General features: G+C 73.9%; 19 protein-coding genes. 5 read left to right on the forward strand and 14 right to left on the reverse strand.

The genetic code is table 11. The annotated features are described in order from the left end of the window. Positions 1 to 110: 110 nt before the first annotated feature. Positions 111 to 872 carry a trypsin-like peptidase domain-containing protein gene (locus LUZ64_RS23530; protein WP_095584606.1) on the reverse strand — a complete coding sequence of 254 codons (762 nt, stop codon included), beginning with the start codon at positions 870 to 872 and terminating at the stop codon, positions 111 to 113. Between the two features lie 242 nt (positions 873 to 1,114). Here LUZ64_RS23530 and LUZ64_RS23535 point away from each other — a divergent pair, with 242 nt between their 5' ends. Together LUZ64_RS23535 and rsgA are read left to right on the forward strand one after the other, a co-directional pair. Continuing rightward, entirely contained in the window at positions 1,115 to 1,810 is a 696-nt protein-coding gene (locus LUZ64_RS23535; RefSeq protein ID WP_095584605.1) for a hypothetical protein, read from the forward strand. A gap of 209 nt (positions 1,811 to 2,019) precedes the next feature. After that, entirely contained in the window at positions 2,020 to 3,054 is a 1,035-nt protein-coding gene (gene rsgA / locus LUZ64_RS23540) for a ribosome small subunit-dependent GTPase A (RefSeq protein ID WP_095584604.1), read from the forward strand. A 99-nt stretch (positions 3,055 to 3,153) separates the two neighbouring features. Here rsgA and LUZ64_RS23545 read toward each other — a convergent pair whose 3' ends face one another. Continuing rightward, complete coding sequence (locus tag LUZ64_RS23545; RefSeq protein ID WP_095584603.1) at positions 3,154 to 3,594, reverse strand: hypothetical protein; 441 nt, start codon at positions 3,592 to 3,594, stop codon at positions 3,154 to 3,156. 264 nt (positions 3,595 to 3,858) lie between these two features. Between LUZ64_RS23545 and LUZ64_RS23550 the strand changes: the two genes are divergently transcribed. Together LUZ64_RS23550 and LUZ64_RS23555 are read left to right on the forward strand one after the other, a co-directional pair. Then, complete coding sequence (locus LUZ64_RS23550; protein WP_095584602.1) at positions 3,859 to 5,010, forward strand: PP2C family protein-serine/threonine phosphatase; 1,152 nt, start codon at positions 3,859 to 3,861, stop codon at positions 5,008 to 5,010. 267 nt (positions 5,011 to 5,277) lie between these two features. Next, on the forward strand, positions 5,278 to 5,838 hold the full coding sequence (locus LUZ64_RS23555; RefSeq protein WP_095581899.1) for a hypothetical protein: 561 nt from the start codon (positions 5,278 to 5,280) through the stop codon (positions 5,836 to 5,838). A 22-nt stretch (positions 5,839 to 5,860) separates the two neighbouring features. Here the strand turns inward: LUZ64_RS23555 and LUZ64_RS23560 are convergent, their stop codons facing one another. Beyond that, positions 5,861 to 6,853 carry an Lrp/AsnC family transcriptional regulator gene (locus tag LUZ64_RS23560; RefSeq protein WP_095581901.1) on the reverse strand — a complete coding sequence of 331 codons (993 nt, stop codon included), beginning with the start codon at positions 6,851 to 6,853 and terminating at the stop codon, positions 5,861 to 5,863. 177 nt (positions 6,854 to 7,030) lie between these two features. On the opposite strand from LUZ64_RS23560, the gene LUZ64_RS23570 reads away from it, so the two are divergent. Next, on the forward strand, positions 7,031 to 8,575 hold the full coding sequence (locus LUZ64_RS23570) for an MFS transporter (RefSeq protein ID WP_095581898.1): 1,545 nt from the start codon (positions 7,031 to 7,033) through the stop codon (positions 8,573 to 8,575). A gap of 118 nt (positions 8,576 to 8,693) precedes the next feature. Here LUZ64_RS23570 and LUZ64_RS23575 read toward each other — a convergent pair whose 3' ends face one another. The 11 genes from LUZ64_RS23575 to LUZ64_RS23625 all read right to left on the reverse strand — a co-directional run bounded on the left by LUZ64_RS23575 (position 8,694) and on the right by LUZ64_RS23625 (position 23,789). Further along, positions 8,694 to 10,169, reverse strand: coding sequence for a DUF6519 domain-containing protein (locus tag LUZ64_RS23575; RefSeq protein ID WP_095581897.1), 1,476 nt, complete (start codon positions 10,167 to 10,169; stop codon positions 8,694 to 8,696). Positions 10,170 to 10,298: 129 nt separating this feature from the next. After that, complete coding sequence (locus tag LUZ64_RS23580) at positions 10,299 to 12,515, reverse strand: hypothetical protein (protein WP_095581896.1); 2,217 nt, start codon at positions 12,513 to 12,515, stop codon at positions 10,299 to 10,301. Then, positions 12,512 to 16,387 carry a putative baseplate assembly protein gene (locus LUZ64_RS37225; RefSeq protein WP_107426631.1) on the reverse strand — a complete coding sequence of 1,292 codons (3,876 nt, stop codon included), beginning with the start codon at positions 16,385 to 16,387 and terminating at the stop codon, positions 12,512 to 12,514. The genes LUZ64_RS23580 and LUZ64_RS37225 overlap by 4 nt, the downstream gene beginning before the upstream one ends. Next, on the reverse strand, positions 16,384 to 19,626 hold the full coding sequence (locus tag LUZ64_RS23590) for a putative baseplate assembly protein (protein WP_232390346.1): 3,243 nt from the start codon (positions 19,624 to 19,626) through the stop codon (positions 16,384 to 16,386). The genes LUZ64_RS37225 and LUZ64_RS23590 overlap by 4 nt, the downstream gene beginning before the upstream one ends. Next, positions 19,623 to 20,042, reverse strand: a complete 420-nt coding sequence (locus LUZ64_RS23595) for a GPW/gp25 family protein (RefSeq protein ID WP_095581894.1) — start codon at positions 20,040 to 20,042, stop codon at positions 19,623 to 19,625. The genes LUZ64_RS23590 and LUZ64_RS23595 overlap by 4 nt, the downstream gene beginning before the upstream one ends. Next, a complete protein-coding gene (locus LUZ64_RS23600) occupies positions 20,039 to 20,371 on the reverse strand; it encodes a hypothetical protein (protein ID WP_095581893.1) in 333 nt (110 codons plus the stop codon). Before LUZ64_RS23600 ends, LUZ64_RS23595 begins: the two co-directional genes overlap by 4 nt. A 14-nt stretch (positions 20,372 to 20,385) precedes the next feature. Next, positions 20,386 to 20,901, reverse strand: a complete 516-nt coding sequence (locus tag LUZ64_RS23605; protein WP_095581892.1) for a phage baseplate assembly protein V — start codon at positions 20,899 to 20,901, stop codon at positions 20,386 to 20,388. Positions 20,902 to 20,961: 60 nt separating this feature from the next. Continuing rightward, a complete protein-coding gene (locus tag LUZ64_RS23610) occupies positions 20,962 to 22,104 on the reverse strand; it encodes a hypothetical protein (protein WP_095581891.1) in 1,143 nt (380 codons plus the stop codon). Beyond that, positions 22,097 to 22,459 carry a LysM peptidoglycan-binding domain-containing protein gene (locus tag LUZ64_RS23615; RefSeq protein ID WP_095581890.1) on the reverse strand — a complete coding sequence of 121 codons (363 nt, stop codon included), beginning with the start codon at positions 22,457 to 22,459 and terminating at the stop codon, positions 22,097 to 22,099. The genes LUZ64_RS23610 and LUZ64_RS23615 overlap by 8 nt, the downstream gene beginning before the upstream one ends. Then, entirely contained in the window at positions 22,459 to 23,109 is a 651-nt protein-coding gene (locus tag LUZ64_RS23620) for a CIS tube protein (protein ID WP_095581889.1), read from the reverse strand. Before LUZ64_RS23620 ends, LUZ64_RS23615 begins: the two co-directional genes overlap by 1 nt. After that, complete coding sequence (locus tag LUZ64_RS23625; RefSeq protein ID WP_143593198.1) at positions 23,106 to 23,789, reverse strand: hypothetical protein; 684 nt, start codon at positions 23,787 to 23,789, stop codon at positions 23,106 to 23,108. The genes LUZ64_RS23620 and LUZ64_RS23625 overlap by 4 nt, the downstream gene beginning before the upstream one ends. Positions 23,790 to 23,800 lie beyond the last annotated feature (11 nt).

Below are 23,800 nucleotides of genomic sequence, written 5' to 3' on the forward strand. Positions count from 1 at the left end.
TTCCGCGTCCGTGCTCGCGGCCGTTCCCCCGCCCGGGCCCGGGCGGGGGAACGGCCGCGGGCCCGTCCCGGCGGGGGTGCCGGGACGGGCCCGCGGGGTGCGGGGGCCGCTCAGGTGGCGAGGTGGAAGCCCGCGCCGACGCCGCCGTTCGCGTTCATCTCGGCGATGATGCTCAGGATCGGCGAGCTGTGCTGGACGCCCCAGGCGTTGCCGACGAGCGTCTGGCCGACCACGACGGGGGAACCGGAGTCACCGCCGTTGGTCCAGATGAGGTGGGTGAACCAGATGCCGTTGGTGCCCAGCTTCATGCCGCAGGTGAGGCCGGTCCGGTGGCCCTCCTTGCACATGCGGACGCCGTTGGCGGGCGGTGCTCCGATCGAGCTGATGGTCACCCCGCCGACGGTGGCGGTGGGCGCGACTCTGCTCTCGTCCAGCTTGATCACCGCGTAGTCCAGGCCCTTGGGCCCGGTGTTGAGCAGGTTGTTGGGCGTGCTGACGTACGTCACCGTGCCGATGACGCCCGCCGCCAGGTCGGGGCGGCTGTCGGTGAGCGGCGCCGGGGCCGCGGCCGTTCCCGCGGGAGAGGAGTCGCGGTAGACCTTCTCGCCGACCAGTTTGTTGCCCTTGTCGTCGATGAAGCAGTGGGCGTTGGTCAGGCCCACCAGGTTGCCGGCCGCGTCCCGCCCGACCGCGGTGAGGGTGCATATCTGGTAGCTCGTGGGCGCCTCCGGGGTCGGCGAGATCCGGAAGATGAGCCCGGTGCCGCCTCCGACGGCCGTGCGGTCGTCCGCGCTCGCGGACGGGGTGGCGGCGGCGAGAGGCACGACTGCCAGGAGAGCGGCGAGGCCGAGGGCACGCAACGCGCGCAACATGCGATCACTTCCCATGTGGGCTGGGCCGGCGACCGGAGCGGAATGCCCAACTCCGGCCACCCGTCGGGGTGACGGGCAGGCAACAGGGGAACACATCCGGCTACTAACCGGTAGAGGTTCGGCTTCCCGGCACGCCCGGCGCCCCCCGGAGCCGTGGGTTCCGGCGGACCGGGCTGCGCGCCGGTCGGTGGACTTGGAGTGTCGCCCTGAACATCTGTTCGAGCTGTATGAGAGATTGGAGCATGAATTCCGCTATCGAGACTTTTTATGACCGCGCCGCGGCCCCCGGCGACCACTGGCCCGACGACGACCGCACGCTGGCGGTCGCCGTGGCCCGCGACGAGGACGCGGTCGTCGGCTCGGTCGCGCTGCTCGACCTGGGCGCCGAGGACAGCGCGCTCAGGATCGTCGCGCTGCCGGACGCCACCGACGAGACATGGGTACCGCTGATGCGGGAGGCGGCGCGGGTCGCGCGGGAGGCCGGCGGCACGGTGCTGCGGTGGGTCGCGGAGACCGACGGGACCGCCGAGCCGGCCGTGGCGGAACTGGGTGCGACCGAGGGCGAGGAGATCTACCGCTGGTGGCGGCTCACCCTGCCGTCCGCGCGGCGGGCCACCGCCGGAGCCGCGGTACGGACCCTGCCCGCCCCGGACGGCGCCGACTTCCGGCTCGGGCTCGAGGACGCCCTGTTCGATGTCGGGATCGAGGACGGTACGGCAGTCCTGGCGCACGACCGCGAGGAGGAAGGGACGGCCGCCGGGCTCACGGAGCTCCTCGCGGCGGTGCTGGGGAAGGTGGGCGCCGAACACCCCGGGGTCGGCGAGGCCGAGGCGTACGCGGACTCCCGTGACGACGTGCTCGTCGAGGCGCTGCGCGCCCTGGGCTTCACCCCCACCGACCGGCGGGCCGCCGAATACCACCTCGCGCTCCGCCCCTGAGGCCGGAGGGCGCCCGCCGGAAAATCGTTCGCCCGTTCCGGGGCCGCCCGGATAGCGTGGGACGAGAGCCGCGGGAAGCGCGGGACGAGACCTTGGAGGGCCCGATGAAGACGGTCGCTGTGGCAGGCCTGTCCCGAGTCCTGTCTCCCCGGGCACCCGCCTGAGCCGTCGCTCGGGGGCTGCCCGTCTTCCCGAAGGGCGCCACTCCGTTGGCTTCTGTCTCTTACGACCTTTCCGTTCTCGGCTGGGACGACGGCTTCGCCGCGTCCCTGAAGCCGGATCACCTTCCCGCGCGGGTCACCCGCGTCGACCGTGGCACGTGTGACGTGCTCACCGCCGACGGCGAGGCACGCGCGGCCCACAGCGGCGCGCTCAAGCGGGCCGCTGCCGCCGACCCCGTCGCGCTCCCCTGCGTGGGCGACTGGGTGGGCCTCCAGGGCGAGATCCAGGAGGTCCTGCCACGCAGGTCCGCGATCGTACGGGCCGGTGTCACACCCGGCGTCTCGCACGGCCAGGTGCTGGCCGCCAACGTGGACGTCGTCTACATCGCGGAGCCCGCCGTGCCCGGGGTCGACCTGGGCCGGATCGAGCGGTTCCTGGCCCTGGCCTGGGAGAGCGGCGCCCAGCCGGTGGTGCTGGTCACCAAGGCCGACCTCGCCTCGGTGGACCTCTCCGAGGTCGAGGCCGCCGCGCCCGGGGCGACCGTCCGGGCCGTCTCGTCCGCGACCGGCGAGGGCCTGGAGGAAGTACGGCTGCCGCCCGGCCGGACGGCCGTCCTGCTCGGCAGGTCCGGCGCGGGCAAGTCGACGCTGGTCAACGCCCTGGCCGGGGCCGGCCGCATGGCCACCGGGGAGATCCGGGCGGCCGACGGGCGCGGCCGGCACACGACGGTCCACCGCCAGTTGCTGGTCCTGCCGGACGGCGGTCTGATCATCGACACCCCGGGGCTGCGCAGCGTCGGCCTCTACGACGCCGAGGAAGGCCTGACCCAGGTCTTCGCGGAGATCGAGGAACTCGCCGTGCGGTGCCGCTTCCACGACTGCGCCCACGAGGCGGAGCCGGGCTGCGCGGTACTGGCGGCGGTCGAGGAGGGTGAGCTGCCCGGACGGCGGCTGGCCTCCTGGCGCAAGCTCCAGCGGGAGGCGGCCTGGACGGCCTCCCGCACCGACGCCCGGCTGAGGGCGGAGAAGACCCGCGAATGGAAGATCATCCACAAGTCCATGCGCGGCAGGAACCGCCCGTAGCCCTCGGCCGTGCGCGCGCCCGGTGGCGGGTGCGCGCACGGCCGGGCGCGGCTCGGCGCGCGGGACGGGTCTCGTGGCGATGGTGCCCCATGGCCGCGGTCAGCGGCGGAGGTCGCGTGACAGGTCGACGAGGTCGTTCGCCAGGGTGGCCACGACCTGTTCCCGGAACTCGTCCGGGCTCAGCTTCACGGGCGTGTCGGGGCCCGCCTGGCCGACGATGACGCCGGACGGCGCCTCGACCTTCGCGGCCCGCTTCTCGGATATGCCGTCGACGGTGTGCGCGACGGCCCCGGCCACCGCGGTCTGCATCGACTTGGCCACGCTGAGGTCGTCGACGGACAGGGCCACGTAGGCCGCGAGCAGTTTGCCCGCCTCGTCCTCCACGCGGATCCCCTTGGCGATGGCGTTCCCGCCGCTCACCGTCAGCGTCGGCGTGCCGTCCTCCGCCTGCCTCAGCGTGAGCGCGGCGATCTTGACCTCGGGATTGGCCATGGCATCGGCGAGGCCGTCGGACGCGAGCGCTGTCTTGTGGTCGGTCATGATGCTTCCCCTTCACCGGCGCGTCGGGACGTGCTCCCTGCGCCTACCCCCGGAACGGGCTCCGATACGCGGGGCAGGTGCCGGGGCCGGGCCCGTCCGCGCGTGCCCCGTCCGCCGGGCCGCCCCGTACCGCCCCGGTCCGGGCGCGGGGCCGTTGGGCGCGTACCCCCTACGGCCGCCCCATGACTGGCAGCCGCCATCCGGCCCGGGGATGCTTGAGCGTGTTGTCCGGCTTGTACGGCACGGGAGAGCGGGAGCTGGCGCGTGAGGGCACCGATTGCGGGGCATGGCGCCGTGTGGAGCTGGTGCCTGCGTCATCTGCGGTGGCTGCCCGTCCTCCTGCTCGCCGGGGGCGCCTTCCTCGACTACCACACCGCTCCGCACTTCAGCGCGGAGGCGCTGTACACGGCCGCGCCGATGACGGCCGCCGCCCTGCTGTCGCTGCGGGCGACGATCCTGGCGGGCATCGGCGCCTGCGTCACCGACTTCGCGCTGCTCACCCACTTCGGTTTCATGGACGATTCGGGCGGGCGGAGCGAGTTGGCGGCGGTCATGACCGTCTCGGTCTTCGCCATCCTGGTCAACCGCCTCATGTACTACAGCGATGTGCGGCTTCAGTCCGCGCGCAAGGTCGCACTCGCGGTGCAGAGCGCCGTGCTGCCGGAGCCACCGGCCTCGATCGGGCCCTTCCGGATCGCGGTGCGGTACCAGGCGGCGGTGAAGGACGCGCAGATCGGCGGCGACCTCTACGGCGTGCAGGACACCCCGCACGGGGTGCGCTGCCTGGTGGGCGACGTACGGGGCAAGGGCATGGACGCGGTCAAGGCGGTGGACGTGGCGCTGGGGGTGTTCCGGGAGGCCGCCGACGACGAGCCCGCGCTCGTGGGGGTCGCGGCCAGGCTGGAGCGGGCGCTGCGGCGCGAGGCGGACCGAAGGGCGGGGCTGGAGCGGATCGAGGGGTTCGTCACCGGCGCGCTGGCGGAGATCCCGCACTCCGGCGACGAGCTGCGGCTCGTCAACCGCGGCCATCCGGCGCCGCTCCTGCTGCACGGCGGCCGGGTGCGTCGGGCGGAGCCGTCGGAGCCCGCTCTTCCGCTGGGGCTCGCGGGGCTGGGCTCCGGCGAGGACCGGATCGACACGGTGCCGTTCCCCCCGGGATCGACCCTCCTGCTGTACACCGACGGCCTCACTGAGGCGCGCGACCGCGCCGGGGTCTTCTACGACCCCGTGGCCGGGCTGACCGGGCGTGAGTTCCCGGGGCCGGACGCGCTGCTCGACGCGCTCCTCACGGATGTCGGCCGCCACACCGGTGGCTGCATCACCGACGACATGGCGCTGCTCGCGGTGACCCGGGGCGACGGCCCCGGGGAGGGCGGATCGGAACGACCGGACCGGCCCGGCGGAACGACCGCATGACCCGTCAGGACGGCCGGCCCGCGCGTGCGGCGGCGTACAGGTCATGGACTTCGGCATCGCCCGCGGCCCTGCGGGCCGGCCCGCGCGTGCGGGGGCGTACATCTGAGTACCCGGCTGAGTACGAGCGCTCAGGGCCCCGCCCGGCGCGGCGGCGATGCTGGGGCCATGACGACGCCCTCCCCCTCCCTCGCCGACCCGCCTCCGTACCCGCCCCTCCCCTCTTCCCCTCCCCCGCCCCCGGGCCGGGCGCCTCGCGGACGGCCGGCGATGGTCATCGGTGCCGTCGCGTCGCTGGTGCTGGCCGTGTGCGGCGGGGGCGCCGTGTGGTGGCAGACGCGTGGTGACGGGGACCCGCTGGCCGGCCGGCCACGGGTGACGGACGGAGCGGCCGGACTGTCGTACGCGATCCCCGAGGGGTGGAAGCACAGCGGTCAGGACAAGCTGATCGGCGCGTTCACCTCGTCGGTCGGCACGGACAGCGCCGACCGCGAGGGAGGGAGCACCGTGCTCGCCGGACGGTCCGGGGCCGTGCCGGAGGAGGCGCTGAAGCCGCGGGCGGAGCGGGCGGCCCGGTCGAACGCGGTGTTCTTCGCGCCGGACGGGCGGTCGACGCTCGAGGAGTCCCGGGCGACGGAGGTGAGCGGCCGTCCGGCGCACACGGTGGTGCTGAGGCTGGACGGCGGCGAGGGCGGCGCCGGCCATCTGCGGATGACCCTCGTCCGGGTGGACGGCGGCCGATCCGCCTTCCTCTTGGGCATCGCCCGGCCGGCCGGGCCGGAGGAGCGGCGCCAGGTCGACGCCGTGCTGGAGAGCGCCTCCGTGAAGTGAGCGCGGGCACCGGCCCCGCGGCTCAGCGCGGCGGGTCGAAGAGCCGGCTGCCGTCGCTGAGCAGACCCGCCCGTTTGACGTGGCGGAGCACGGGCACGACCTCCAGCTGGTGCACGGCCGGGAGTGCCCCGATCCCTTCCGTCATATAGGTGTACAGGGCGTGCCGGTCCGTGCAGAGCACCGTCGCGGCGAGGTTGGTGGCCCCGGTCACGGCCGCGACGAAGGGGACCTGGGGATGCTCGGCGAGCGCCCGGCCGACCTCGGCCAGGGCGCCCGGTGCCACGGTCAGGGCGAGCGCGGCCTCCGTCAGATAGCCCAGGTGGACGGGGAGGATCTCGACCTCGAAGGTGAGCGCTCCGGCCCCCCGCAGATACTCCAGGCGGCGGCGCACCGTGGACTCCGAACGGCCGGTCGCCTTCGCGAGTTCGGGGTAGCCCGCCCTGCCGTCCCGGGCGAGTACGGCCAGCATCGCGTCGTCGAAGTCGTCGAGCCGGACGGTGTCCCCGCGGTTCGCCTCCGGTGGCACCAGGGCCTGGATCTGCTCCTCGCCGAGCTCGGCCGGGCCCAGCCAGTGGCCGGGGCCGGCGGTGTACCGGTGGAGGAGGCTCTGCGCCGAGACGCCCGTGACCTGGCGGGTGCCGGGCAGCTTCTGGAGCAGGAGGGCCTCGTGCTCCTCCGAGCTGCGGGAGCTCACCATGCACCCGACCTCGGCGCCACCGGCGAGGATCTTCACCCAGCCGGTGTCAGGGCGGCGGGAGAGCGCCTCGGCGATGGCCACGGCCGAGCCCGGGACGCACTGGATGCGCAGCCTGGACTCGTGCATGCCGACGCGGTCGCCCACCGGGAGGCCGAGCACCCGCAGCAGCCCCGCCCCGCGGAGCCGGCGGTAGCGGCGGATCACGGTCTGGTCCGTGGTCTCCAGGGCGGCGGCGAGGCGGCTGAAGGCGGCCCGGCCGTCGATCATCAGGGCCTGGACGAGCTGCCGGTCGAGGAGATCGAATCCATGGTCGGTCATGTTTTCGAGCATCCCATACCGAATGTGCGTCGGATTCCGTCAGTGGGGCGGCTCCGGTTTCCGGAAAACGCCCGGCAGTGCGAGCTTCGATCCGGTCGGGAGCACGGCTCCCCGGGCGCCGCCCGGGTCGGATGCCGTGCTCCCGGCCTCGTTCGTGACAGAGCTCTGGAGGTTCGGATGCGTAAGTGGCTGCCGCTCGTAGCGGTGTGCCTGGGAACGTTCATGCTGCTGGTGGACGTCACCATCGTGGTGGTGGCGCTGCCCGACATGGCCGGGAGTCTGCGCACCTCCTTCGCGGACCTCCAGTGGGTGATGGACGTCTACGCGCTGGCGCTGGCCGCGCTGCTGCTGGGCGTCGGTTCGCTGGCCGACCGGATCGGCCACCGCCAGGTGTACGTCGTGGGCCTGGTGCTGTTCGCGCTCGCCTCGCTGGCCTGCGGGCTGGCGACGGGCCCGGGTGTCCTGATCGCCTTCCGCGGGGTGCAGGGCGTGGGCGGGGCCGCGATGCTGGCCACGACGACAGCCTTGATCAGCAGCATCTACCAGGGCAGGGACCGCGGGGTGGCGTTCGGCGCCTGGGGGGCCGTCAGCGGCGCCGCGTCGGCGGCCGGTCCGGTCCTGGGCGGCCTGCTGACCGAGCACCTGGACTGGCGCTGGATCTTCTATGTGAACCTGCCGATCAGCGTGCTCGCCATCGCGATGACCCTGCGGTTCGTCGCGGTGACGCCCGCGCGGCGGTCCCGGAGCGTCGACCTGCCCGGCATGGCGGCCTTCACCGTCGCGGCCGGTGCCGCGACCTACGCCCTGATCAAGGGCGGTGATAACGGCTGGACCTCGGCCACCACGCTGGGCCTCTTCGGGCTCGCCGCCGTGGCGCTGCTCGCGTTCCTCGTGATCGAGAAGCGCCGGCGGGAGCCGCTGCTGGACCTCTCGCTCTTCCGCCAGGGGTCGTTCTCCGGTCTCATGGTCGCCGCGGTGCTGCTGTCCGTCGCCGCGTTCTCCTACCTGGCCTACACCTCGCTGTGGCTCCAGTCCGTACGCGGCATGGGGCCGGTCACGGCCGGGCTGACGTGCCTGCCCATGAGCCTGGCCGCCTTCCTCGTGGCGTCGCTGTCGGGGCGCTTCCTGCACGGCGCCTCGCCGCGCTGGACGGTCGGCCCGGGCCTGCTGCTGATCGGCGCGGGCGCGTTCCTCCAGGCCGCGATCGACGCGGACTCGAGCTGGACCGTCCTGGTGCCGGGCCTCGCCGTGACCGGCGTCGGCGTCGGCATCGCGACCCCCATGCTGGCGTCCGCGGCGCTGGCCTCGGTCGCGCCCGAGCGCGGCGGGATGGCCAGTGGTGCCGTCAACACCGCGCGCCAGCTGGGCAACGCCCTGGGCATCGCCGTCCTGGGGGTCGTCTTCCACGCCGGGATGACCGGCGCGCTCCGGGACCACGGTTCGGTGGCCGATCCCGCCGCGACGGCCGACGCCCTGGCGGGCGGTCAGGCGGGCGCCGTCATCGCCCACGCCGGTCCCGCGGGGCGGGACGCGGCCGGGCGGCTGGTGCACGAGGCCTTCGCGACCGGGCTCCAGCACACCTTCCTGGTCTCGGGCGCGCTCGGGGTGCTCGGCGGCCTCGTCGCGCTGGCGCTCGTACGCCGTCCCCCGGCACCCGCCGCGCGGCGGCCGGAGCGGCCGGCGCCGGCCCGCGCGGAGACGGCCGATCCCGTCCGGCTGTAAGCCTGCGGATCACCGCCGAGGGGCCGGTCCGAAAGTCTTCAGGGGCTTTGGGACCGGCCCCTCGGCGTAAGGCCGTCGAGAGATCGGTCCGCCCGTGGGCGGGCGGACCGTCCCCCGGTCACTGCTCCGAGACGGCCTCGACCGGCGCGGCCAGCGGCCGGAACGTGTACCGCAGGTCGGTCTGCGACGCCTCGCCGCCCACTACCCAGGCCAGCGGCGCGTAGTGCGTCTCGATGCCCGCCGGGGGCCGGAGCAGCGGCCGGGCGTCCGCCGTGGCCGGCCATTCCACCGTGCCGGTGGCGGTGCGCGCGGGTACGGTCCAGTAGTCGCCCGGCCGGTAGCGGCCACCGGGTGCGAACCAGACCTGGACGCCGTCCTCCAGTCCGGTCCACGCGCCTTCCACCAGCTTCAGGCCGCCGTCGCGGTCGGGCTCGGCCGTGCCGCGGCCGCCGGGGGCCCGGTGGTCCCAGCGGCGCAGGAAGGGGTGGAGGCCGGGCAGGCCGCCGGTGCCCGGACCCGGCGCGGTGTTCAGCCGGACCCGGCGGCCGGGCAGGTCGACCTCCTCCACCCGCAGCAGGTCGGCGGGTTCGCCGCGGCTGGTGTAGGCGGAGTCGGCGAGCTCCACCCGGTCACCCGCGTTCAGGTCGAGCTTGTCGTCCTGGCCGAGCGTGGCGAGTTCCACCCAGGTGCCGTCGAGCGCGGCCACCGGGAAGACGACGGAGCCGTTCTCCCGCGACCACTTGAAGGTGGCGGTCCCGGCGGCCCCGCCGGTGTGGATCTCCACACGGTAGAGCTGGTTCTCCGGGCCCCGGTAACGGGAGTCCGGCGGGATCACGCAGGGGTCCTCGTCGGTGCGCTCCGGGCGCTCGGTGCGGAACGCGGCCGCGGCGGCCGGGGCCCGCCGCTTGTCCGCCCAGGCGCGGAACGCCGTGCGCAGCTGGTCGGACGTCGGGTTCTCCGGGGCGCCCAGGTCGGTGCCGGTCAGGGGCAGGACCTGCCAGACGGTCTTGATCCTGGCCGCCGTGTCCGGCAGGGCGGCGCCGAGGGCGACCTCGCGGATCTCGGGGTCCTCGGCGGCGGTGACCGTCCGCTCCCACACCTTGAGGTAGACGAGATAGGGCAGCTGGGCCGGCAGTCGGTCGGCGGGCTTCTCCGGGTCGCGGTAGGCGTCGGGCTGGTCCCAGTACGTCCAGGCGCCCTCGGCGGGCGCGCCCTGCGAGCCGTCGGCGCCGCCCTCCGGCGCCTCGGCGCCGGCGGGGGTGTCCGCGGATCCGGTGGGCTCGTGTTCGGCCGGGATCCCGGCGGGCGGGCGGTCGGCGTCGCACACGATGCCGTCCACGTAGTACCGCCCGCCGTGGATGACCAGGTCGTCGAGCTTGTTCCCGCCCTTCCGGAACTCGACGCGGAAGCCGGTGGCGCCGTACGGGCCGCCGTGCTGCCCTATCAGGTCGGCGGCCAGGGTGCGGGCCTGGTGCCGGGTGATCGCCGACTGCTCGTTGGCGTCGGCGTCGAGCTGGACGCGGCCCTGCTGGGCAAGCACGCCCGAGTAGTGCTTGGCGGGCCGGAAGGTGAGGCGGGAGAGGTCTGCGTGCATGGGTTCGTTCCCCTCGAAAAGCACGGAAAGCACGGAAAGCACGGGAAGCGTGAAAGGCGTGGAAGGCCGTCGGGCGAGGGGCCTTCGCCGGGCCGGAGCGCACGGTGACGGGCGGCGGGTGACGCGGGGTCAGGTGGCGTGGATGATCCCGGCGTCGGTGCCGGCGGGTGAGAACTCCTCCAGACGGGCGCGCAGGCTGTCCTCGCGCTGGGGCTGGAAGAGCTCGTGGAACGCGCCGAGTTCGGAGCCGTCCTCGGCACCCCGGGTGATCTCCGGCGCACAGCCGTCGGCCGGCCGGGCATAGGCCGGGGTGCCGTAGCGGACGCTGGTGAACACGGGCCGTACGCGGGCCGCCTCGGCGTCCTGGAGCCCGGGGACGTCGTCCCAGGGGATCTCGCCCTTCGCCGCCCGTTCCCGTACGGCGGCGCGCACCTCGTCCGGCTGGCAGTGGTAGCGGCGCGGGGTGCGCGAGCCCGGCGGCACGTAGCAGAACCGCACACAGCCGATACCGCGCCGCGCCGTGTGGACGCGCCCGGTGAAGAGGCTGTCCTCGGCCAGGTCGACGGCGTGCGCGTGCACCTCGCCGATCACCGTGGTGCGGTGGGCGCGCAGCACGGCGTGGGCGTGCCGGCACTCGGGCCCGGACAGTGCCGCACGGCCGAAGCCGGTGGCGTCCAGGACGCTGTCGGCGATGTGGATCTCCAGCGGGTCGGTGCCGGCCTCGTCGCCGACGACCTCGACGGTGCCGAGGACGCTGCGCTCGATCTGCACGCACACGGTGGTGCACTCCAGGACCAGGCTGGGCTCCTGCGGCGAGTGCGGCTCGCAGCGCGGCTCCAGCGACCAGCCGGGCACCAGGGTGCAGTGCCGGAGGACGACGGAGCCGACGGGGCCGGTCACGCTGATGCCGCGGCCGGTGACGAGCAGCCCGTCCAGGACGACGCGCGGTCCCGGCCCGTCGCCGGGGTTGCCGTGGATGTTGAGGGCGTCGGGCCGGTTGCTGTACCAGTCGAGGAGGCGGATGACCGGGCGGGCGCCCTCGGCGGCCCGCACCTCCAGCCGCTCCCCGGGTGACAGGTCGAAGTCCAGCTGTTCCTGGTGGGCGCCGCTGTGGGTGAGCTCGATGACGGCCTCGGCGCCGCCGTCGGAGCGCCACTGCTCGTAGGCGTCCATGATGCGCTCGTACGGCCGGTCCGGCCCGACCTGGTAGACGGTCGCCCGGGGCGGGGTGTCGCGTTCCCTCGGGTACTCCCCGCCGCCGGTGTCGTCGCCGAACGCGTAGTGGTAGCTGACCCACGCCCCGTGCCGGGGCGCGCAGCGGGTGCCGAAGGCGATGCGGCCGAGCTCGGGGTCGACGACGACCTGGCCGCGCCGGGCCCGGTAGGTCCAGTCGGAGAGGTCGGCGACGACGATCTCGGCGGGCGGTACGGGTTCCTCGTCGTCGTCCCGCCAGACGGTGAAGGAGCGGCCGGGGCCGTAGTGGTCGGTGAGTCCGTCGGCGAGCCGCCGGCGGCGGATGAAGGCGGGGACGTTGTCCATGGTGGCCAGGTGGGAGGCCGAGGGCTCCGGCTCCGGCCGGGCCACCAGCGGGCTGTCGTTGCCGAGGATGGAGAAGGTGTAGAGGTTGCGGGCCCGGTCGATGCAGTAGGCGGGCGCGCGCGTCACCGGGTAGGGCTTGAGCCGCCAGACGAACAGGCCGACGCCCGCCGGGGTGTAGCCGCCCTGCCGGCGCGCCGAGCCGGCCCGCCGTACGTCGACGCTGTGCGCGGCCGGGTCGAAGGCGCCGCCGAGCAGGTCCAGGGCGGCGCCGTCGCGGACGTCGAGCAGCCGGCCCCGGGTCAGCCGGGTCGCGGCGGCCGCCTCCTCGCCCGCCCCGAACAGGCGCACCGGCTGGTGGGCGCCTAGCAGCCGGGAGAACTCCACGGCCCTGGCGGGCCATTCGGCGACCGACACCGAGAGCTCCTCCAGCAGTGCCAGGGTGCCCTTGCGCCGCCGGTTGGCGACGGTGTCCGCGACGTCGCGGCGGGGGGCGAGCCGGGCGGCGAGGCGCCGCCGCGACTCGGCGGTGCCGCCGCCGGGGCCGCCCGCGGACAGTCCGGTGGTGAGCACCTCCTCGTAGCCGGGCAGGACGCGGTAGCCGACGAGGTCGCCGAGGTAGGGCACGGCCCAGTCGGCGCAGGTCTCGACGAACCAGTCCTCGTAGCCCTGTTCCACTCCCGAGCGCACCAGGTCGACCTGTTCGGCGATCACGGCGAGCAGGGCCCGCAGCGGCTCCCCGGCCTCGGCGTCTCGTAGCTGGTGCCACTGCGGGAGCAGTGCCAGCAGGCCGTCGGGGTCACGGTTCACGCCCGTGCCTCCTTAAGGATCAGTGTGTCCGGCACGTCCGGGGAGAGCAGCGCGAACTGCGCCGGGCGGATGCCGCGGAAGACGAGGACCACGCGCCCTTTCCGCAGCGGCCGGGTGTCGGTGATGTCGGGGTTGAGGCGCAGCAGTCCGGCGACGGTGATGCCGTTCTTCGCGGCCACCTCGGTGAGGGTCTCGGAGGTCTCCTGGCCCGGCGGGGAGACGGTGTAGCGGTCCTCCTCGTACGCGGCGAGCCGGGCGCCGACCACCGGCTGCGGGTGTTTCAACCGCTCGGGGAGCCGCTCCAGGCCCTGGGGGGTGAGGCTGCCGGGGACACCGGTGAACACGTCGACGTCCACGTGCTCCACGCCCGGTACGGACTGGGCGGTGGCGAGCACCTCCGAGAGGTACGCGGGGGTGCCGAGCTCGCGCGCGGCGTAGCCGAGCCGGGCCTGCAATGCCCGGCGCAGGGCCGGTTCGACGACGTCCCACGAGTGGTCGGGGTGCACCTTGACGCCGGCCACGACGATGAGCAGGACGAGTTCGCGCACGGCCACGGTGACGGGTATCCGGGGGTCGCCGTGGGCGGCGAGGGCGGTGCGCAGGGTGCGCACGATGTCGGAGTCGTCGGTGAGCGCGATGTCGTCGACGCCCGCGACGGTGAGGTGGACGACGCGCCGGGTGCCGTCGAAGATCTCCCGGGCGCGGGCCCTGCCGATGCCGGCCCGGGAGCGGGCGAAGTCCTCGTAGTCGGGTACGGAGACGAGCCGGTCGAGGGCGGTGACGGCGAGGGGGATGTTGCGGCGGGCGAGGCGGGGACCGTCGGGGTCGGCGCCACCGGTGGCGGGCAGCGGGTTGACGACGCCGGTGACGCCGAGGGGCCGGGTGGTCGGCTGGGTGACGCGGCCGGCCTTGACGTTGGCCGCCCTGCCGACGCCGATGCGGTAACGGGCGCGGACGTTCTCCTGTCCGGTGGGCAGGCGCGCGCCGTGCACGCCGTCGCCGAAGGTGAGCGTGGTCCGGCCGCCGGGGCCGTCGGTGGTGTGCGTGACGAACACCCGCTCCCTGGGACCGCGTCCGGCGAGGCTGTCGACCTCCCGCCAGCGCACCCCGTCCACCCGGACCTCCAGGGTGCTCTCGGCGCCCGGCGCGTTGTCCGCGGCGAGCCAGGTCAGCGGGGACTGCCAGAGGGTGAACGTCTGGTTGGCCTTGCTCGCGTCGCCGCTGCCGACGGGTTCGTCGCGGGTGGCGCCGTGGGTGGCCGGGGCGACGTTGCCGAGGATGCGCAGGGTGTCCCGGCGGTAGCGGAAGGCGAGGTCCGCGGTGAGGACGAGGGTGGTGTGCACGGTGTCGCCGGGCCGGGTGGGGTCGACGCCCTGCCGGACCTCGGCGACCATGGCGAGCTCGGTGCCGATGACCCCGGCGGTGCCGGGGATGTCGGTGCGCTCGCCGCTGAACACCAGCCGGCGTCCGGGTGCCAGCCCGTCGTGGAGCCCGGCCAGCTCGATCCTGCCACCGTGGACGTCCTCGGTGACGGTCTCCTCGGCGAGGCGGAGGGTGTCGCCCCGGGCGAGGACGGTGGTGTCCCTGATGTGGGCGAGGCTGGTGTCGAACTCGTCGAGCCAGTCGTCCTGGAGCGTGAGTTCGGTGACCTTCCCGGTGATGCCGAAGGCGGCGCGGGAGATGACGCGGGCGTCGGTGACCCGGGTGACGACGTGGGCGAACTCCTTGCCGCCCGGGATCGGTCCGGGACTGCCCTTGCGGGGTCGCTCGACGGCGACCCAGCTGCCCGGGGCGATGCCGTCGTAGACGGCGTCGAGGGCCAGTCTGTTCCGGTCGGTGACCTCCAGCTGGGTGTCGATGACGACCTTGACGGTGGCGGGCGCGTCGGCCGGGGTGCTGCGATTGGCGCTGACGACGAGGAGCGTGCCGAGCTTCTGCTGCGGCGGGGCGTCGTCGGGAGCCAGGAGGAAGGAGACGTCGGGGTCCGTGCCGTTGGTGACGGTCACCCGCACCTTCTTGTCCGTGCCGGGCCGGGAGACGAACACGGTGGCCTTGGGGAGTTCGGGCAGCATCTCGGCGGTGACGCCGAGCTTGTGGGGGTCCGGGGGATCCGCCGGGGCGGTCGCGCCGGTGTCGCCGATCCCGCCGGAGCCGGGGTCCGGTTCGGGGGGCGGGAAGGTGGTGTGCACCCGGGCCTTGCCCGGCCCGAGGCCCTCGACGTCTTTGGGAGGAAGCGGCCGGGTGGTGGAGAGTGTGAGCTCCTTGGTCGACTGCGTGGTGTTGGACACCGAGTACGCGAACTCGATCTTCGAGGGGACGGGGACGTCCTTGTCGTAGGTCACCGTGGTGAGGAGCGAGACGAGGCCCGAGAGCGGCCAGTCCTTGTAGTCGACCTCGCCGCTCTTCTTGACGGGCATGGGCGCGGTCGCGCCGAACGGCGTCGCGGTGACCCTCATGACCTGGAGCGCGCCGAGCGCGAGCGGCGCCGTCAGGTCCGCCTTCCGCCAGGCGTCGTGCAGGCCGTCGCTGATCCTGGCGTCGAGCGCGGCCAGCAGCTGGGCGCCGATGTCGGAGCCGGGGGCGTAGACGCGCTCGGGGTCCCGGGCGAGGTGGCGGGCGTTGACCGGGGGCCGCGCGGGCGCGGTGCGCAGGGCGGGGAGCAGGGCGCCCAGGCCGCGGAAGGCCGACGCGTCGTCCTGTCCGCCGCGCTCCCGCGCGGGGTCGTCCCCGAGGCGGAGTCCGTCGAACAGCGGCTCGTGGGCGTCGTCGGGTGACGCCGGTTTCGGCCCGTCCCCGGCGGGCCGGCGCGGTTCCAGGGAGCGGGCCTGTGCGATCAGTTCGGTGAACTCCTCGGCCAGGGCCTCGAACCAGGCGGAGATCCGCGGGTACGGGCGGGCGAGCTCGGCGGCCTCGCCGACGCGCTGCCTGTCGGTGGTGAGCCGGTCGGCGAACGCGGACGCGGTCTTCAGGTTCGCCAGGTCCTTGCCCAGGGGCTTGAGGACGTCCTCGTCGAACCGGTCGACGAGGCGGCTGCCCTGGGGCCGGGTGGTGGGCAGACCCTTGGCCCGCGGGGGGAGCCACTTCGCCAGCTCCTCGCGCAGCCCTTTCAGCGTGGGCCGGGCGGCGGCGGGGAGGCCGATCTCGGTGATGTCGTTCTCGCGGTCGAGGCGGACGTGGGGGACGGTGCGCAGGAACCGCTTGTCCCGGGCGGACTCCTCGGCGCTGAAGACGAACAGCAGCTGGTCACCGGGCTTGACGTTGTTGGCCGTGCCCGCGACGAACAGATCGGTGCGCTCGGCCAGCAGGCCGGGCGTCACCTGGTAGGGGCGGCGGCGGAGCACCGGGAGTTCGTTCCACGACCAGCGGGCGGTCAGCTCCTCCGCGGTCTCGAAGGACTGCGGCTCCTCCCCCGGCCCGGGCACGCTCTGGCTGCGGGCCCCGCGCGGGATCAGTACGGGCGTCTCCCGGCCGGGGTTCGGGTCCCGGTCGAGGGTGTAGGCGAGGACGGTGCCGGCGGCCACGCCGGGGCGCGGCCGGTGGCCGACGAGCCGGCCGAGCAGGGCGAGGGAGCCGTCCTCCGTGGCGGTGCGCAGATAGCCCTCGTCGGCGGTCCGCTCGGTGTAGAAGGTGAGCAGGTCGCCGAGGACGGCCCAGGTGTCGAGGAGGGCGATCGCCGGGTCGTCGGGGGTGCGGACGGTCAGGTCGCGCAGCGCCGGGTAGGCGGGTCCGGACAGCCGGGCGAGCATGGAGGAGAGGAACTCCCCGTAGGTGCCCACCCGGTGGCGGACGGCGGTGAGGCCGGGCGGGTTGGTCACCTCGGTGGGTGTCGCCGTCGCGGTGCCCCGGCAGCCGCAGTCGCATCGGCCGCTCATCGGCCGCCTCCGATCTCGATGCCGAGTCGGCCGTTCTCCGGCCAGTCGGGGTCGTTGTCGCATTGGGCGATCTCCAGCGGGCCGAGCCGCAGCAGGCCGGCCTCCAGTTCGCCGTCGTCGTGGTGGTGGAGCCGGCGCAGCCGGGTCGTGTGGACGCTCACGACGCCGGGGACGGCGGCGGCAGCGGCGACCAGGCGGCTGACGCGGACGGGTTCGCCGAAGGTGAGGGCGTCGGGGTGGAAGAAGCCGGGCCGCCCGTCGGGGAGGGTGCCGGTGCCCAGGACCCGGCGCAGCTCGGCGAGGACGTGGCCGCGCTGGAAGCCGGGGGCGGCGCACACGGTGAGGGTGATGTCGAGCGGGATCAGGCGGGCGGGGTGCACGACGACGTCGTGGCCGATGCGCCGGTAGGTGTCGAGGGCGTGGCCGACGGCTTCCAGCAGGGTGGCGCCGGGCGCGGCGGTGCCGAGCGGGTCGACCGCCACGTGGACCTCCTGGGTGGTGCCCGTCCAGCGGAGGTCGGCGGCGGCGCGCTGCACCCCGGGGACGCGGGCGGCCAGTTCGGCGTAGTCCCCGGCGGTGACGGCGCGCAGCCGGGTCCGCCGCAGGGCCAAGGGCGCGAGCCGGCGTACCTCGTCCAGGGACTCGGGGGCGGTGCCTCCGGCGGCGGCGAGCGGGTTGCGCACCCGGGTGACGTCGGGGGAACCGGCGCGGCACAGGAGAAGGTGGTTGATGGCCTCGGCGCCGACGTTGCCGGTGGGGCCGTTGCCGATGCGGTAGGAGATCTCCAGGGTGGAGCCGGGGGGTGGGGCGGCGCCGTGGCGGCCGTCGCCGAAGCGGAGGGCGAGTCTGCCGTCGTCCTCCGGCTCGCCGACGAAGTGCCGGTCCCCGCGGCCGCTGGAGAGGAGGTCGCGGCGGGGCAGCCAGGTGGGCGCCTCGCCCTCGGGTTCGTCGCCCGGCTCGCCTTCCGGCGTCTCGGCCGGTTCACCGGTGACGACGACGGCGGGCAGGGCCGTACGCGGGTCCTGGCCGGTCTCGGCGGCGGGGCCCGCGAGCCGGGGGTCGGCCGGGTCGAGGCCGTCGGCGTACTCCTCGCCCCAGCTGTGCAGGAGCTCCCAGGTGACGCGCGCGTCGAGGACGCCGCCGGCGCGGGCGCGGGCCACGAGGACGGAGAGGCGGCGCAGTTTGCCCGCGAGCAGCCGGTGGCGGCGGGCGATGAGCTCGCGCAGGGCCTCGGCGGGCCGCTCGGTCAGGTGGAACCGCTCCAGGGTACGGGCGCCGAAGACGACGGTCAGTTCGGCCACCTGGTCCGGTGTCAGGTCCTCGCCGTCGTGCGCCTGTGCCCACAGCTCCTCCAGGCGGACGCGCAGCCGTTCGGGAACGGTGGCGAGGAGGCCGGCCTGGCTCGCGGCGACCCGCGCGGGCGCGGGGTAGGGGGCGGCCTGGGTGACGGGCGCGTACGACAGTACGGGCCGGAAGCGCGCCGGGAGCCCCGGGTAGGAGGTCTGGGCGAGCAGGGTCTCCAGGGCGGCGGCCTGCGCGTCGGCCCCGGGCGGCACCACCCGCTCCTCGCCGTCGGTGCCGGGCACCAGGTGGACGTCGAGCCCGGCGCGGGCCACGGCGGGCTCGCCCACCAGGCGGTGGAGCTCGCGTACCTGACCGGGTTCCAGCTGGTACCCCTCCCGGGCCCGGTCGAGCAGATCGTGGACGGCGGCGGCGGACCCGGTGGTCTCCGCCCGGTCGCCGCAGCCGAACCCCGGCGGTTCGCACCCGGGGACGGTGACGGGGGCGGGCGGCACCGTGACGTACTCCGGTTCACCGCAGCAGTGGGTGAGCGAGCGGCCGTGGTCGACGAGGACGACGTTCGCCCGGGCGAGGCTGACGTCGGTGAGCGGCGCGCAGTCGGTGCCGGCGCGGCTGGACAGGCACACGGGGAAGGTGAGGGCGTCGGCCGCGGCCCAGGTCACCTCGACGACGGGCTGGTCGTACAGCTCGTCCACGAGGGGCGTGACGGAGGTGAGCCGGACGGCCTGGCGGTGGGCGGGGTCGGCGTCGGCGGGGGCGCCGGTGCGCGGGCCGAGGACCTCTTCGATCAGGAGGATGTCGCCGGGGCACAGGGCGAGGACGCGCTCCCTTTCCTCTTCCCCTCCCCCTTCCCCTTCGCCGCCGCCCTCCGTGCCGTCCGTCGTCCCGTCCTCGCACGCCCATGCGTCACGCAGGGTGGCGCCGGTCGCCCCCTTCGGCAGGTAGCAGTCCTCGTCTCCCCAGGTCCACAGGCGGACGGCGTTGTGCGCGGGGCGCAGGTCGAGGTCGCACCGGTCGAGCGGTTCGAAGACCTCCACGAGGGCGGTCTCGGCGATCGCGTCCAGTTCCTCGTCGGGGATCACGGTGCCGAGGCCGGGGCGTTCCTGCGGTTCGAGGGCGCTGACGTCCACGGCGGCGAACCGGAAGGTGCCGGCCTCCAGCGTCAGGGCGGTGCCGGTCTCCAGGGCCACGTAGGCGCGGGCGTTGCAGCCGTCGTGCATCGGGTAGTCGACGAGCCGGACGTGGCGGCGTACGGAGACCCGGCGGCGCGCGGTGTCGAGGTACGCCTCGGTGGCCACCGCGTCCTGCTGGTAACTGATCTGGTCGGCGGTGTGGGCGAGGAGCTCGACGAGCGTCACGCCGAGGTCCGGGACGTGCCGCTCGGCCCAGTCGGGGGTGGTCAGGGTCATCCGGTCCAGGGCGAGGCGCCGCAGGCTGTCGTAGTCGCGCGCGGTGTAGTCGATGACGGGGCGCGGGCCGGGCTCCGGCGGGCAGGACTCCTGGTCGCGGCAGTCGAAGGGGGTCGGGCAGGACGGGCCGAAGGCGAACCCGGCCCGGTGGTAGCGCGGGTCGAAGCCGCGGTACGGCTGGTCGCCCGGCCGCCCGTACGCGTCGGCCTCGACGACCGCGAGGGTGTAGTGGGAGGTGTCGCCGGGCTTGTCGAGGGTGACCAGCATGCGGTCGTCGAGCTCGGGGTCCGCCTCCACCTCCACCGTGACCGCGACGGCGCGGATGCCGGTGACGCGGCGGCCGCCGTCGACGCGTATGTTCCGCGGGCCTATGTGGCACGGGGAGGGCGCCTTGCCGAGGAAGGTGACGGTGAGGGTGCGGCCGTCGTCGCTTACCTCGATCCCGTCGAGCCCATTGAGATCCGCCGCCCGGACGTCGTCCCGTCTGCGTTCCGTGGCGCAGTTCCGCGCCGTTGTCCCGCCTGTCACGCCGCTCCCCGTCCTTCGAACTCCTCGACGCGGTGCGAGCCGGTCCGGCGCACCACGTAGACCAGGTGCACCCGCACCACGTTCTCCTCGCTCACCACGTCGAGCGATTCCACCTCGATCACGTCGCCGAGCCAGCGCTGGAGGGCCGCCTGCACCGTGAGCCGCAGGGCGGAGGCCAGCTCGGGGCTGTTCGGGGCGAAGACCAGGTCGAGCAGCCCGCAGCCGAAGTCGGGGCGCATCACGCGCTCGCCGGGGCTGGTGAACAGCAGTTGCTCGATCATGTCGCGGACGTGGTCGTCGTAGCCGGCGTCCGCGGTACGGCCCCGGGTGCCGATCCGGAACGGGAAGGCGATGTCGGTCCGGCGCGGCCCCGTCCCGGCCGCCCGCGGGCCCGGGTTCCCGCGCGGCCCGTTCACCGGCCCACCACCCGCTGCTGGACCACGGACACGTTGGGCGGGCCCTGGGGCGCCTGGTCGGCGGCCAGGCACAGGCCCGTGGAGGAGCGCAGGACGGCCGGCGAGCCGCTGATCCTGATCCGGGTGGAGGGCGCCACCCAGCGGATCGTCACGCACGGGTGCGGCGGGCCGGACGGCGGGAACGGGCAGCCGGTGACCGTGTCGAGGTCGGCCACGGAGGCGGCGGGGTCGCCGGCGACGACGACCCTGGTCTGCGCGGGCAGGATCGTGGCCCGCGCCCCGTGCGGGCAGGTGACCGTCGCGTTGACGTGCAAGAGATTGCCGGACAAAGGGAACCCTCCTCTCAGGTCACGCTCAGGGCGTCCTGGTTGATGGTCACGGTCGGGCCGATGAGCGTGATCTTCGCTCCATGGCCGTTGTCGATCTCGATCCCGGAGTCGTTGATCACGATGGAGGCGCCCGTCGCGGACTTCAGGGTGATGCCGGTGACCGGGTCGTCGGAGAGGATCAGCGTGCGGCGGCCCAGCGTCGTCCGCATGACGTGGTTGGGGGCGACGGGAAGGCCGGTGAGCGCCTGCGGGGGCAGTTCGCTCTCGTGCCCGTAATAGCAGCCGGACCAGATGGGGTCGCCGGGGTTGCCCTGCTCGAACTCCATCCACACCCCGGACCCGACGGGCGGCACCGCGTAGTGCCCCATCCCCCGGCCGGCCACCGGGAAGCAGGGCATGGCCCAGTTCGACGGCGTGTCACCGAGGACGTCCGTCACCAGCGCCGTGATGCGGCCTCTCCGCTCGGGATCGGTGTTGTTCACCACGGTGCCCCGGTACTTCCCGAGGTAGCGGGTGGGTTCAGTGGCCATGCGTCTGCTCCTGTGCTCCTGCTCTGCGGTTTACGCTCTGCGGGCTTGCGTTCTGCGGGTTCATGGGCGCACGACGGGCGTGCGGGAGATCAGCCCCTCGCGGGCGAGGGTGAAGTTCTGGGTGTAGGTGCCTCGTTGGAGGTTGTGGGTGACGCTCTTGACGAAGTAGAGGCCGTCGTAGGTGATCCCCGCGCCGCGTACGCCCACGAGTTCGCGGGGCCGCAGGACATGGCCGTACCGGACGACGTCGAGCTGTCCGGAGCCGGAGACGGCGTCGGCGGACTCCATGGCTTTGGCGAGCGTCTCGGCCAGGGCCGGCGCGGTCTCCTTCTTGGCGGCGTCCTTGACCTTCGTCTTCTTCAGCGCGGGAGCGGGCTTGAGGGCCAGCGGGGGCCGCAGGATGCTCAGCTCGGGGAGGGGCAGCAGGGTCGAGATCTTGGTGGTGGGTATCTGCACCCGGGCGCTCGGTTCCTCGCGCGCGGTGCCGTCGAAGGCGAAGGTGAGCTGGTCGACGTTGGACAGGGCGTCCATGTTGACGTTGAGCGCGTGCTGGGGGACGCCGAGCCGTACTTCCGGCCCCCAGTAGGCCCGGCTCATGCCGGGCACGGGACCGGGGTCGAGGTAGAACACATAGCCGTTGGCCTTCGCCAGCTCGCTGATGTGGCCGAGGTCGGTGCCCTTCTGCGTCTCCACGCGGTGGGTCGGCAGCGACATCTGCGGGATCAGTTCGGGGACGACCAGGGGTGTGACGCCGTAGGCGGCGTAGCGGGTGAGGATCACGGCGACCTGGCCGGCGGGCGACAGCGCCGGGAAGGACGTACCTGTCCGGTCCTCCAGGTCCATCAGCACCGTCAGGTCCTCGCCGGTGACGGTGAGGGTGGACTGGCCGGGCTGGTTGCTGATGCCGACCTCCTGACGGATGAGGACGCCGTCCATGAGGACGGTGGGGGTGCCCTGGACGGTGACGACGAGCACGACCCTGGTCTCGGGGTCGAAGAACCCGCCGGGCAGCAGGGCGGTGTTGATCAGCCCGTTCTTCGACAGGTCGAACGCCAGCTGGAACCCGCTGCGCTGCCCGCTGGCCACGGTGACCTGCGCGGACAGCAGGGCGTCGGTGACGGGTTGGGGCACGGGCACGGGGATCCGGCGCCCCATCATCAGGGTCAGCCGGATCGGTCCCGTGGTGACCGGGGCGTCAGCCATTCGCGGCTCCGGGCACGCCCGCCGGCAGCGCGATCCGCAGCCTGCGGCCCGGTGTCGCGGTCAGCTCCCGGGGGTCGACGACGGGGTTGGCGTCGGCGATCTGCCACCACTGCTCGGCACTGCCGAGGTAGTGGTGCGCGAGCAGGTCCGCACGGTCGCCGGCGCTGACGGTGTGCTCGGCGAGGGTGCCCAGCCGCGCGGGATCGGGCAGCAGACGCCGCCTGAGGTACGGGGTCTGCCGGCCGTCGGGCTCCACGTGCACGGCGACGGGGGTGTCGTGGTAGCGGCTGGAGCGGGGATAGGGGGAAGGGGCGGGAGCCGTGCCGAGGGGAGCGTCGCTGCCGTTCGTCGTCATCAGAATCCCCCCGCGTTCCCGAGGCCGAGGGCCCCACGCCGGCCGGACGTCGCCGACCCGGTCAGCTGCTCCTTGTTCGCCAGGTGCGCCAGGTACAGCTCCGCGCCCCGGTGCCCGGTCGGCAGATCGTTCACGGTCAGCACCCGCAGCCCGATGCCCACCGAGGCACGTATCGGATTGAGCTCGACGTCGAACGCCTGCTCGGTGATGCTCAGCTCGGTCAGGCGTACGGGCATGACCCGCTTGGTCCCCCAGGTGAAGAGGGTCAACGGCGCCTCGACCGGGGAGATCTCCAAGGTCCCGAAGGAAGCCAGCAGTTCCTTGTCCCGCAGCACCGCGCTCGGCGGGTGCAGCAGCGTCTCCAGGGCGGCCAGCTGCGGGGCGATCCCGTCGGACCAGGGCACCTCCAGCTGATCCGTGGCATCGATCTCGGCCGTGAACTTCCAGGTCTCCGTGGCGGGCCCCTTCAGCCGCAACGCCTCGGTCCGGTCCCCGGCACCGTCGGCACCGGCCGCGTCGGGCGCCAGCGAGCGCTCCAGGGTGTCCGGGTTGAACTGCAGCACGATGATGCCGCGCGGGGTGCCGCGCCGCGGGTCGATGACGACGATTCCGGAGCGGATGGGTTTGGCGAGATCCGCGTAGCGGGTCATAGGCGCTGGGCCAATCGGTCGGTGAGGGCTGTGTAGTCGTGGTCGGGGAAGAGTCCGGGGAGGACGTCGAGCATGTTCCTCATGTCGGCGAGCACACCGCGGAACGCCTCGTCGGCGAGGCGGACGTCGGTGAACAGGTACTGCCAGCCGTGGACGCCCTTGGTGAGGGGTAGTGCCTCCAGGTATCCGCAGTAGTCGATGTCCAGCTTGAAGAAGCCCCGCGAGACGTCGAAGAACCACAGTTCGGGATCGGGGGTGTCGGGCTCGATCCGCAACGCGGTGAGCTTTCCGGCGCCGGCGAACCGTGTGTCGTCCAGGACCCGGAGCCGGGGCTCCAGCTCACGCTCGAACTCCGAGCCGAATTCGACACCGAGATCGGGTGGCTGGTCGGCCACCAGGGAGAGGAGATCACAGAGAGTGAACTCGCCGGACAATTCCCGACCGCCCGCGTCCGCGGACCAGTGGGCCATGATGCCTGCGAACCGGAAGAAGCACCGCTTGAGCGCGGGATCCAGAGCCACGCCGTACCACTCCGCGATCCTGGCGAACACGGTGTCGGCGTCGCCGAAGCTCTCGTCGGCGGGCCACAGGTCGTCCCGGTGGAGGGCGACCTGTGGGCAGGCTCTGAGTTCGTCGAGCATGGCCACCAGCCCCCTTTCACACTGCGTGAGATCTTCCACATCAACCCTTC

The organism is Streptomyces albireticuli, from assembly GCF_021228125.1.
Taxonomy (GTDB): domain Bacteria; phylum Actinomycetota; class Actinomycetes; order Streptomycetales; family Streptomycetaceae; genus Streptomyces; species Streptomyces albireticuli.

Bases quoted from the DNA above. Each gene is read 5' to 3' on its own strand.
- LUZ64_RS23615 (WP_095581890.1), bottom strand. From the start codon at position 22,459: ATGACGACGAACGGCAGCGACGCTCCCCTCGGCACGGCTCCCGCCCCT.
- LUZ64_RS23575 (WP_095581897.1), bottom strand. From the start codon at position 10,169: ATGCACGCAGACCTCTCCCGCCTCACCTTCCGGCCCGCCAAGCACTAC.
- LUZ64_RS23535 (WP_095584605.1), top strand. From the start codon at position 1,115: ATGAATTCCGCTATCGAGACTTTTTATGACCGCGCCGCGGCCCCCGGC.
- LUZ64_RS23605 (WP_095581892.1), bottom strand. From the start codon at position 20,901: ATGGCCACTGAACCCACCCGCTACCTCGGGAAGTACCGGGGCACCGTG.
- LUZ64_RS23555 (WP_095581899.1), top strand. From the start codon at position 5,278: ATGGTCATCGGTGCCGTCGCGTCGCTGGTGCTGGCCGTGTGCGGCGGG.
- LUZ64_RS23545 (WP_095584603.1), bottom strand. From the start codon at position 3,594: ATGACCGACCACAAGACAGCGCTCGCGTCCGACGGCCTCGCCGATGCC.
- LUZ64_RS23560 (WP_095581901.1), bottom strand. From the start codon at position 6,853: ATGACCGACCATGGATTCGATCTCCTCGACCGGCAGCTCGTCCAGGCC.
- LUZ64_RS23610 (WP_095581891.1), bottom strand. From the start codon at position 22,104: ATGGCTGACGCCCCGGTCACCACGGGACCGATCCGGCTGACCCTGATG.
- LUZ64_RS37225 (WP_107426631.1), bottom strand. From the start codon at position 16,387: ATGAGCGGCCGATGCGACTGCGGCTGCCGGGGCACCGCGACGGCGACA.
- LUZ64_RS23620 (WP_095581889.1), bottom strand. From the start codon at position 23,109: ATGACCCGCTACGCGGATCTCGCCAAACCCATCCGCTCCGGAATCGTC.
- LUZ64_RS23570 (WP_095581898.1), top strand. From the start codon at position 7,031: ATGCGTAAGTGGCTGCCGCTCGTAGCGGTGTGCCTGGGAACGTTCATG.
- LUZ64_RS23530 (WP_095584606.1), bottom strand. From the start codon at position 872: ATGTTGCGCGCGTTGCGTGCCCTCGGCCTCGCCGCTCTCCTGGCAGTC.